The following is a 232-nucleotide window of genomic DNA, read 5'->3' on the forward strand; positions in this document are numbered from 1 at the left end:
TTCATGTCGGGCATCTCGATGTCGGTCAGGACCACGTCAAAGCTCTGCGCGCGCAACGCGGCGAGGCCCTCCTGCGCGGTCGGCGCGGTGCGGACGCGGTAGCCGGCCGCTTTCAGCACCGGCGCCAGCATGTTGCGGAAGAAGGCGCTGTCGTCGACCAGCAGCACCGACTGCGAGTGCAGCGACGGCTTCATCTCCTTGCGGGTGAACCAGTCGGCGAACGCCATCGGCA

The 232-nt window shown here is 67.7% G+C and carries 1 protein-coding gene; it reads right to left on the bottom strand.

Annotated features, from left to right (window positions below):
• Positions 1 to 232: response regulator (locus AAE027_RS39585; RefSeq protein ID WP_370991187.1), on the bottom strand; the 232-nt coding region annotated here is incomplete at both ends.

Source organism: Bradyrhizobium sp. DN3, assembly GCF_041357655.1.
Taxonomy (GTDB): Bacteria; Pseudomonadota; Alphaproteobacteria; order Rhizobiales; family Xanthobacteraceae; genus Bradyrhizobium.